Raw genomic sequence first — 9,624 nt, 5'->3', positions numbered from 1 at the left:
GGGACGGGGGTTAGCCCCATGGCCGATGACTTTCGCACCGGGATAGCGTCGTCGGGTCCGCCCCGCGACGGGGCCCGTTCAGGAACGCCCTCCAGATCTGGGGAATGACATGCGCCAGCAGTCCGGCCGTCTCGCGTCCTTCGTCGTCCTCGCGGCCGCCGTGGGCGGTCTCAGTGCCTGCGGGTTGGCTCCCGACAACACCTTCGACGACGACGCCGCGGTGAGCGGGACGATCACCGCGGTGAAGCTCGACACCACCTCCGGCGGCGTGACCCTGCGCGGCAAGGACGGCCTCGACAAGGTCTCCGTGCACCGGTCGGTCAGCTACAAGAACGACAAGCCGGGCGCGACCAGTCGGGTCGAGAACGGCGTGCTGGTGCTCGGCGGCTGCGGCCAGTACTGCTCGGTCACCTACACCGTCGACGTCCCCGCGGGGCTGCCGGTCAGCGGCCGGACCTCCACCGGCGCGGTCAGCCTCTCCCGGGTGGGCGCCGTGCAGGTCTCCACCCACTCCGGGGCGGTCGACCTGGACGGGGTGAACGGCAGCACCGAGGTGACGACCACCAACGGCGCCATCACCGGGCGCGGACTGAACGGCGACCGCATCCAGGCCGAGACCCACAACGGCGCGATCGACATCACCTCGACCAGGCCGCAGGACGTCTCCGCGTCGACCTCCAACGGCGCCATCACCCTGCTCGTGCCGGCCGCCACGTACAAGGTGTCCGCGAAGAGCGACAACGGCCACCAGGACATCGGGGTCTCCGACGACCCGTCCGGCCGGTACCGGCTCACCCTGAGCACCGGCAACGGGCGCATCACGGTCAAGCAGGCCTGACGATCCCCGCGGCGTGCTGCCGCCCGCGCCACCGCCCACTGACGACCCGCCCCGCACCCGCACCGCACCCGTGCCCGGCACCGTCACCCGGCGGTGCCGGGCACGGGCCTGCGCAGGGGCCGGCCGCGGGCCGTGTCGCGGCCCTGACCTGGCAGGAGCGCCGGATCGCGGACCTCGCCGCGGGCGGTCTGACCAACAAGGAGATCGGCCTGCGGACGCGGCTGTCCCCGCGCACCGTCGGCTCCCACCTCTACCGGGCGTTCCCCAAGCTCGGGATCACCTCCCGCGCCACCCTGCGCGACGCCCTCGGCCGGATGCCCGCCGCCCCGGACGCGTGACCCCGCCGTACGGCGGCGGCGCCGGGCCCACCCGCTTGAATCGCCACGGGGCGAAAGCGGCCACGGCGAAGGGCAGTTGCCGGTCGACACCCGTCGGGGAGCACACCCGTCCGGCCATCCGGCCGGCCGGCGGCTCCTGCTACAGTGGCCGTGACCTGTAGTCGTGTGATCGAGGAGTGGCAGACGTGGCGGGTGACGACGACATCTCCGGGTGAGACCCGGATCTGACGGCCACCGGCCGGTGCTTCAGGAGCGCCGCCGAGGTGGTCGGCTTCGTCGTACCCCTCTTCCGCACGTCTGCCCAGGGCAGAGGTCCGTCTTCCTGCCCTCATTCCCTTCGAGGTCATCCCCATGTCCGACGCTGCCGTCGTCTGCTCCAACGTCTCCTTCGCCTGGCCCGACGACACCCCGGTCTTCCACGACCTGTCCTTCACCGTGCCCGCCGGCCGGACCGGCCTGGTCGCCCCCAACGGCTCCGGCAAGAGCACCCTGCTCAAACTGATCGCCGGCGAACTCAAGCCCGCCACCGGCTCGGTGACGGTCACCGGACGGCTCGGGCACCTCCGCCAGAGCCTGCCCCTGACCTCCGGCCTCACCGTCGCCGAGGTGCTCGACATCGCCCGGATCATCCGGGCCATCGACGCCGTGGAATCCGGGGACGTCGACGAGCGGCACTTCACCACCATCGGCGACGACTGGGACATCGAGGAGCGCACCCGCGCCCAGCTCGACCGTCTCGGCCTGGCCGACCTCACCCTGGACCGCAGCCTGAGCACGCTCAGCGGCGGCCAGATCGTCTCCCTCGGCCTCGCCGCCCAACTGCTCAAGCGCCCCGACGTGCTGCTGCTCGACGAACCGACCAACAACCTCGACGCGCACGCCCGGCACAAGCTCTACGACGTGCTGGAGGATTTCAACGGCTGCCTGCTGCTGGTCAGCCACGACCGCGCGCTGCTCGACCGGATGCAGCACATCGCCGAACTCGGCAACGGCGAACTACGCTTCTACGGCGGGAACTTCACCGCGTACGAGGAGGCCGTCCGGGCCGAGCAGGAGGTCGCCGAGAAGAACGTCCGCAACGCCGAACAGGAGCTGAAGCGGGAGAAGCGGGAGATGCAGCAGGCCCGCGAACGCGCCGAGCGCCGCCAGAGCAACGCCGCCCGCAACCTCAAGAACGCCGGCCTGCCCCGCATCTTCGCCGGGAACATGAAGCGCGGCGCCCAGGAGTCCGCGGGCCGGGCCGGCCAGATGCACGCGGCCCGGGTCGGCGAGGCCAAGGCCCGGCTCGACGAGGCCGGGCGCGCCCTGCGCGAGGAGCAGCGCCTCTCCCTGGAACTGCCGGACACCCAGGTGCCCGCCGGACGCAACCTCTTCCTCGGCGAGGGCCTGCAGGTCCGCCACGCCGGCCGGCCGGTGTTCGCCGAGGGCGGCGTCGACCTGAGCGTCCGCGGCCCCGAGCGCATCGCGCTGACCGGGCCCAACGGCGCCGGGAAGAGCACCCTGCTGCGCCTGGTCACCGGCGAACTCGCCCCGGACAGCGGGGAGATCAAGCGCAACGACGGGCGGATCGCCTACCTCTCGCAGCGCCTGGACCTGCTGGACCTCGACCGCTCCGTGGCGGAGAACTTCGCCGCGTTCGCCCCCGAGCGGCCCGAGACGGAGCGGATGAACCTGCTCGCCCGCTTCCTCTTCCGCGGGGCCCGGGCCCACCTGCCGGTCGGGGTGCTCTCCGGCGGCGAGCGGCTGCGCGCCACCCTGGCCTGCGTGCTGTGCGCGGAGCCGGCCCCGCACCTGCTGCTGCTCGACGAGCCGACCAACAACCTCGACCTGGTCAGCGCCGGCCAGCTGGAGAGCGCCCTGAACTGCTACCAGGGCGCCTTCCTGGTGGTCAGTCACGACGAGCGCCTCCTCGCCGAGATCGGGGTGAACCGCTGGCTCCGGCTGGCCGACGGCACGCTGAAGGAGACCGGGGCGCCCGCGGTGTGATCCGCCGACGTGCGACGCGGCCCGCCGAGGCACCGTGCCCGGCGGGCCCACCACCCCTCACCTCGGAAGGTTCCCCGTGCTCCAGCACGCCCTGATCGCCCACGACCTCGTCCGCGACCTCGGCGGCCGGCGCGTCTCGGCGGCACCGGGGAGGGCCCGCGACCGCTGGCGTCGCTCCGGGCGTCCGGCTGCCCGGCCGGCTCGTGCTGGACGCCCCGGAGGTGGCGGCGACCGACCGGCTGCTGGTCACGGGCGGCAACGGGACGGGCAAGTCGACGCTGCTCGCCGTGCTCGCCGGGCCCCTCTCCCCGCGGCTGTGCGACGACCGGAGCCACGCGTCATTGCACCTCGACACAGTCACCTGTCAGCATGGTGACGTGAACCTTGACCATGTCTTCGTCTGCGGGCACCCGGCCCTGGACTTCGCGGCCACGCTCCGTGCACGACGCACGGTCCGGTTCGAGATGTTCGTGACGCCGGAGCGCCTGAACGCCTGGTATCTGGACTGCGGGCTGGTGGACACGATCACGCCCGGTGACGAGCACGACGTCCGCGAGGCGACGACCGTCCGCGAGGCGATCTACCGGCTCGTCACCAACCGGCGACTCGACGAGCCCTTCGACCGCGAGGCGCTCGCCGTGCTCAACGCCGCCGCGCGCAAGCCGCCCGTGACACCGCAGCTCACCATGACCGGGCGGCACAACGAGGCGACCCCCGAGCAGGCGCTGGCGACCGTCGCGCGCCAGGCGGTCGAACTCCTCAGCGGCCCGGACGTCCCCCTGATGAAGGAGTGCGGCAACCCGGAGTGCACCCGGGTCTACATCGACCGCTCCCGGGGCATGCGCCGCCAGTGGTGCGGCATGGAGTCCTGCGGCAACAAGATCAAGGCCGCCGCCTACCGCGCGCGGAAGAAGACGCCGTCCACCGCGGGTGCCCGGTAGTCCCTCCACGACCGCGCGCCTCGGCGGCCGGACCCCGGCACGGGTACCGTGCATCACCGTCCATGCCGAGGGAGTGAACGGTTGCGACCCGCCGGATGCCCGCACCACGGACGCCGGCACGACGAAGGCCGGTGCGAAGGGGGCCTCGCACCGGCCTCTGCTCGGTGACCTGCTCGCGGAACTCCTGGACCGGCACGACGAACCGTGCCCGGCGAAGGAACTGCGGGACGAACTCATGGAGAAGCACCCGAAGCGCGCCCCGACGCCCCAGGTCGTGCGGAACACCCTGGAGTCGCTCGTCGCCAAGGGCCGCGTACGGCGCCACCAGCAGCAGCGTTCCGTCCTGTGCACCCTGGTGGGGCCGGGCCCGGCCGCCCATGGACACGTGCGCACCCGGGAAGCCATCTGCCGGCCCTATCATCACCAGTCAAGCCGGTGACGCACTCCGATGGTCTTCGTACCGCCGCCGAACCGCCTGCGGGAGGACGGCCCCGACCGACGCCGGGCCCGAGCGACGGCGACCCCGGGGCAGATACCACATAGCAGGCGGAAAGCCGGAGAACATGCCGAAGCCGAACCGCCCCGAGGCCGGTACGTGCTATGGCCGACCGGCCGCACACATGCCATGCTCTCCGAGGCGACGGATGGGGACCGACCGGCGGGGGTACCGTGGAGTTCCATGTGCTCGGAGCAGTCGAACTGTCCGTCCACGGAAGGCCCGTGGCGCTCGGGACCAACAAGCTGCGCTGTCTCGCCGCGGCACTCGCACTCGACGTCGGCCGGCCGGTACCGCTGGACACCCTGATCACCCGGCTCTGGGGCGACGAGCCCCCGGCCAAGGCCCGGGAGGCCGTGCACTCCTACGTCTCCCGGCTGCGCTCCGCGCTCCGGAAGGCACAGCACGCCGACGACGGCGCGCCGCCCGCGGTGATCAACCGCAAGTCGCACGCCTACGCCCTGGACACCGATCCGAACCAGGTCGACTGGCCCCGGTACGTCCGGCTCGGGCGACGCGCCCGATCGCTCGCCGACGCGGGCAACGACCGCCAGGCGCTCGAACTCCTCCGGCGCGCCGACGACACCTGGCGGGGCGAGCCCCTCGCCGGCCTGCCCGGCCAATGGGCCCGGGCCACCAGAAGCACCATGCGCGACCAGTGGCTCGCCACCATGCTGACCCGCTGCGAAGTCGAGCTCAGACTCGGACACTTCGCCGAACTCGTCCCCGAACTGGCCGCGTTGGCGGAACAGCGACCGACCGACGAGCGGGTGGCGGGCCACCTGATCACCGCGCTCTACGGCTGCGACAGGTTCGCCGAGGCGCTGGACGTGTTCCGGCGGACCCGGCGGGAACTGCTGGAGTACCTCGGCGCCGAACCCGGCGAACAGCTCAGGGCACTTCAGCAACGCATCCTTCGCCGCGCCCCGATCGGCGAGATCCTGACCCGCCCGGGACGGCCCGTCGCTCCGCCCATCGCCGCCGAGCACGGCCCCGCGCGCAGCAACTACCTCCCCGTGCGGCACCGGATGGTGGGCCGCGACGCGGAACTCCGGCACTTGTTGTCGGCGCCCACGAGCGGCTCGCCGGACGGCGCGGGCGGCTGCATCCGCGCGGTCTCCGGCATGGCCGGCACCGGGAAGACCAGCCTCGTCGTCACCGCCGCGCACCTCCTCCGGGACCGCTTCCCGGACGGCCGGTACTACGTCGACCTCCGCGCCAACGGGGGCGCTCAACAGCCGCTGGACACCGAGGCGGTGGCGACGTTGCTGCTCAGACAGTTCGGGGTCCCGGCCGCCTCGATCCCCACCGACCGGGACGAGCTGGCGTCCCGGTGCCGCGGCCTGCTCGCCGAGCGCCGGGCCGTGGTCGTACTCGACGACGCCCGGGGGCCCGGACAGGTCCGCCCCCTGCTCCCGGGCAATCCCGCCTCCTGCATCCTCGTCACGAGCCGTCACCGGCTCGCCGAACTCCCCTGCAGTCCGCTCTACCTCGACCCCATGTCGCCCGCGGACGCGGCCGGACTCTTCACCGCACTGGTCGGAAAGGAACGGGCCGGCGACCCCGCGGGGGTCGACGCGCTCGTCGAGCGGTGCGGCCGGCTCCCGCTCGCCCTCGACCTGGCGGCGAGCCGGTTCAAGGCCCACCCCACGTGGTCCCTGGACCACTTCGTCCGGCGGCTGTCCCGCAGCGGCGGCCGGCTGAACGAGCTCCGCCACGGGCTCGAAAGCGTGGCCCTGGCGTTCGACGTGTCGTACCGCTCGCTCTCCCGCACCCAGCAGGAGGCGTTCCGCCGCCTCGGCCTGCACCCCGGTCCCGACTTCGGCCCCGACACCGCCGCCGCCCTGGTCGGACGGCCGCTGCGGGAGACCGACCGGATCCTGGAGAGCCTGCACGACCTGCACATGCTCCAGGAGAATTCGCCGGAGCGGTACGTACTGCACGATCTCCTGCGCGAGTTCGCCGTCGATCTCGTCACGGCCGAGGAACGGCAGCAGGCGGTTCGACGGCTCATCGGATTCGCGCTGCGGGCGGCCGATCGAGCCGACCGCACGCTCAATCCCCGGCGATTCCGGCGGACCGTCCCCGAGCTGCCGCAACTCGCCCCCGTGGACGCGCTGGTGGACGGGCTCGACTGGCCCGACGACAAGGCCGTCAGGGCCTGGCTGGGGGTGGAACTCCCAGGCCTGGTCTCCGTGGAGGCCCACGCCCGGGCCACCGGCATGACCGAGGAGGCGGCCTGGCTCGCCCACGCCCTCGCCGACCACCTCGAAACCGAGGGGCTGTGGCGCGAGGCCGACGAGATGCACCGGGCCTCGGCACACCACTGGCACGGCCGCGGCGAGGACCTGGCCGAGGGCCACGCCCTCCTGGCCCTGGCCTCGATCCGGATCCGCACCGCCCGGTACGCCCTCGCCCAGCGGGCCTCGGAGCGCGCCCTCGCCATAGCGCGAGCGGCAGGCAGCGCCGAGTGCACCGCGGCGGCGCTGGAGAGACTCGCCCAGATCCGGTGGAGCCAGAGCGATCTTTCGGCTTCGCTGGCGACGCAGCGCGAGGTCGTCGAGATTCACCGGCAATCGGGGGACGAGTGGAACACGGCCCGCTGCCTGAACAATCTCGGCACCATCCTCCTGCACCTCGGCGACAGCCAGGCAGCGCTCGACGCCTTCTCCGAGGCCCTCCCCCTCGCCAAGACCCTCGGTGCCGCACGACTCGGTCTGCAGCTTCTCGGCAATCTCGGCGGAATACACCTCAGCAGTCAAAACCCGACTGCCGCGCGCGACGCATTCGAGCAAATCCTGGCAACCGGGGAAAACATCCTGCCGCCGAACGATCTCGCCGCCATCCGCGTGAACCTCGCGGCGTCCCTGCGACTCCCCGCCGAAGCCGACCGAGCCGCAGAACTCTACCGGGCCGCGCTCCGAACCTTCCGCCAGACGGGAAACCGACGGGCCGAGGCCGACGCCATGAACGGACTGGGCGCCGTGCATCTGGAGACAGGGCAGTACGACGCCGCCCTCGACCAGAACTCGCGCGCACTCGAACTCGCCCGATCGATCGGCGCCCAGCGCGAGGAGGCCGGGGCGCTGCGCGGGTCGGGCCGAGCCGAGCACGCACTCGACCGGACGTCCGAGGCGCTCGACCATCTCCGCCAGGCCGTCGCTCTCGCCCGGCAGATCGAGGCACCGGAGGAGGAGGCCCACGCTTGCGAGGCATTGGCCGAATTGCAGCTGCGAACCGGTCGGACGGACGCGGCCCGCACGACAATCCGACGCGCCATTGAACTTTCCGAGTCGACGCGCACTCCAGAATCGAAAACAATGCGCAATCTCCGCAGGCAATTGGATCAAACAAGCGAATAGAACTCGCCCGGCCGGCCATGGCAGACCTAGGACTCGATTTGATGGGCCGGGCAGCTCTGGTGTATCAATTCCGGTGTTATGTTCAGACGAACACCTGGAAGAATGCTCATGCGTAAAATTTTCTCGTGTGCGGCAGCCATTCTGACCATAGGTCTGGCCGTCCTGTCCGTTCCCGTACTCGCCACTTCGCACCAGCCGGCGGCGACCGCCAAGGCCTGGCTTCCGATCTGGGCATTCCGCGCGGCGGTCGATACCCCCGCCGCCGGGACCGAACCCACGGCCGGCACGGCCGCCTGAAGCACCCCGGCGCAGGAATCGGGCCGGCATCCCCCTCACCGGCTGGCACCGGCTCGGCGGCGATCCGCACGCCCCGTAAAGTTAGCTGAGGCACACCTAAGTCACCCAGGCCGTACCCCTTCTCGCCGCACCGGCGCGGGCGGCCTCGTCTCCGACCGGTGTCGGCGTCGGGGTGTGCCGGGCGAACGCTTCGGGACAGGGAGAGAGATGCCGAGGGACGGTCAGGAGGCCAGGCGTCCGCACGGGGAACTGGTCGCGGACGTGATGGCGGTGCTGTGGGCGGCCGGTGAGCCGATGACCTCGCAGCAGGTCAAGGCGGCGCTGCACCAGGACCTCGCCCGGACGACCGTGGCGACGATCCTCACCCGCCTGCACGAGAAGGGGACCCTGGAGCGCACGCGGCCAGGGCGTTCCTTCGCCTACGCGCCGGTCGCGGACGCCGCCGGGCTGGCGGCCGGGCGGATGCGCCAGGAGCTGGAGAAGGAGCCGCAGCGGGACCTCGTCCTGAAGCGGTTCGTGTCCTCGCTGTCCACGGACGACGGGGACGTCCTGCGGCGCCTGCTGATCGAGGCGGAGGCCGCACCGGCTCCGGCCGGGGGCGAGGCCGTGCTGGAGGGCGGGGCGTGACGCTGTTCCTGGTGGTCGTCGCCCTCACCGTCGTCCTTCCGTGGGGAGCGGCGCCCGCGGCCCGTCGGCTGGCCGGGCTGCTCCCGCCGCGCGAGGCCTCGCTGACCCTCGCGGGGGCGGCCGTGCTGCTCGCGGGCGGCACGGTCGCGGCGCTGACGGGGCTCTTCCACGTGCCGTTCCTGGCGGGGCTGGAGCACCTGCGGTTCGCCCGGGTGACGGCGGACTGGCCGGCGGTGGTGCCGGTGTCCGGTGCCGCCGGGGTCCTGCTCGCCGTGCAGGCGGTGCGGCTGGTGCCGGCCGCTCGCCGGCAGCGTGCGCTGCTGGCCCGCGCGTGGGCGCTGACCGGCGAGGGGACGGCCGAGGGCGACGTGCTCGTCGTCCCGGGTGAGGAGGCGGAGGCCTTCGCCCTGCCGCGTTTCCGTGGCCGCGCCGCCCGCGTCGTCGTGTCGGAGGGCATGCTCAGGGCGCTCGGGCCGTCGGAGCGCACGGTGCTGTTCGCCCATGAACGGGCTCATCTCCGGGGGCGGCACCATGTGCTCTCGGCCGTCGTCGACCTGGCCTCGGCCGTGCATCCGGCGCTCGCGCGCCTGGGGCCCGCGCTGGAGTTCCACCTGGAGCGGTGGGCGGACGAGGCCGCCGCGACGGCGGTGGGGGACCGGAGGGTCGCCGCGACCGCCATCGCCCGCGCCGCGCTGGCCGGCTCGGCCGGGACGGGGGTGCGCGGCAGCCGGCTCCTGTC

Annotated in this window: 6 protein-coding genes and 2 pseudogenes; all 8 read left to right on the top strand. The window is 72.7% G+C overall.

Annotated elements, in window-relative coordinates; translation table 11 throughout:
* Positions 1-109 precede the first annotated feature (109 nt).
* Entirely contained in the window at positions 110-838 is a 729-nt protein-coding gene (locus tag ACIQOV_RS12860) for a DUF4097 family beta strand repeat-containing protein (protein WP_401048033.1), read from the top strand.
* Between the two features lie 110 nt (positions 839-948).
* Positions 949-1,176 (top strand): annotated as a pseudogene (locus ACIQOV_RS12855) (helix-turn-helix transcriptional regulator); the annotation flags it as partial.
* 351 nt (positions 1,177-1,527) lie between these two features.
* A complete protein-coding gene (gene abc-f / locus ACIQOV_RS12850) occupies positions 1,528-3,162 on the top strand; it encodes a ribosomal protection-like ABC-F family protein (protein WP_401048030.1) in 1,635 nt (544 codons plus the stop codon).
* A 377-nt stretch (positions 3,163-3,539) separates the two neighbouring features.
* Positions 3,540-4,103: a CGNR zinc finger domain-containing protein gene (locus tag ACIQOV_RS12845; RefSeq protein ID WP_401048035.1), complete on the top strand. Its 564-nt coding sequence runs from the start codon at positions 3,540-3,542 to the stop codon at positions 4,101-4,103.
* Positions 4,104-4,221: 118 nt separating this feature from the next.
* Positions 4,222-4,542, top strand: a pseudogene (locus tag ACIQOV_RS12840) (hypothetical protein); the annotation flags it as partial.
* Positions 4,543-4,784: 242 nt separating this feature from the next.
* The gene (locus tag ACIQOV_RS12835) at positions 4,785-7,961 is read left to right on the top strand and encodes an AfsR/SARP family transcriptional regulator (protein WP_401048027.1); all 3,177 of its coding nucleotides are present in this window, start codon (positions 4,785-4,787) and stop codon (positions 7,959-7,961) included.
* 504 nt (positions 7,962-8,465) lie between these two features.
* Entirely contained in the window at positions 8,466-8,885 is a 420-nt protein-coding gene (locus ACIQOV_RS12830; RefSeq protein WP_401048025.1) for a BlaI/MecI/CopY family transcriptional regulator, read from the top strand.
* Positions 8,882-9,624: M48 family metalloprotease (locus ACIQOV_RS12825; RefSeq protein WP_401048023.1), on the top strand; the 743-nt coding region annotated here is incomplete at its 3' end. The genes ACIQOV_RS12830 and ACIQOV_RS12825, both read left to right, overlap by 4 nt.

The sequence above is a fragment of the Kitasatospora sp. NPDC091257 genome (assembly GCF_044757675.1).
Taxonomy (GTDB): Bacteria; Actinomycetota; Actinomycetes; order Streptomycetales; family Streptomycetaceae; genus Kitasatospora; species Kitasatospora lactacystinica.
This window is presented reverse-complemented; position numbering and strand designations above follow the sequence as displayed.

Coding starts and splice junctions, on each gene's coding strand:
- abc-f (WP_401048030.1), top strand. CDS start 1,528: ATGTCCGACGCTGCCGTCGTCTGCTCCAACGTCTCCTTCGCCTGGCCC.
- ACIQOV_RS12830 (WP_401048025.1), top strand. CDS start 8,466: ATGCCGAGGGACGGTCAGGAGGCCAGGCGTCCGCACGGGGAACTGGTC.
- ACIQOV_RS12860 (WP_401048033.1), top strand. CDS start 110: ATGCGCCAGCAGTCCGGCCGTCTCGCGTCCTTCGTCGTCCTCGCGGCC.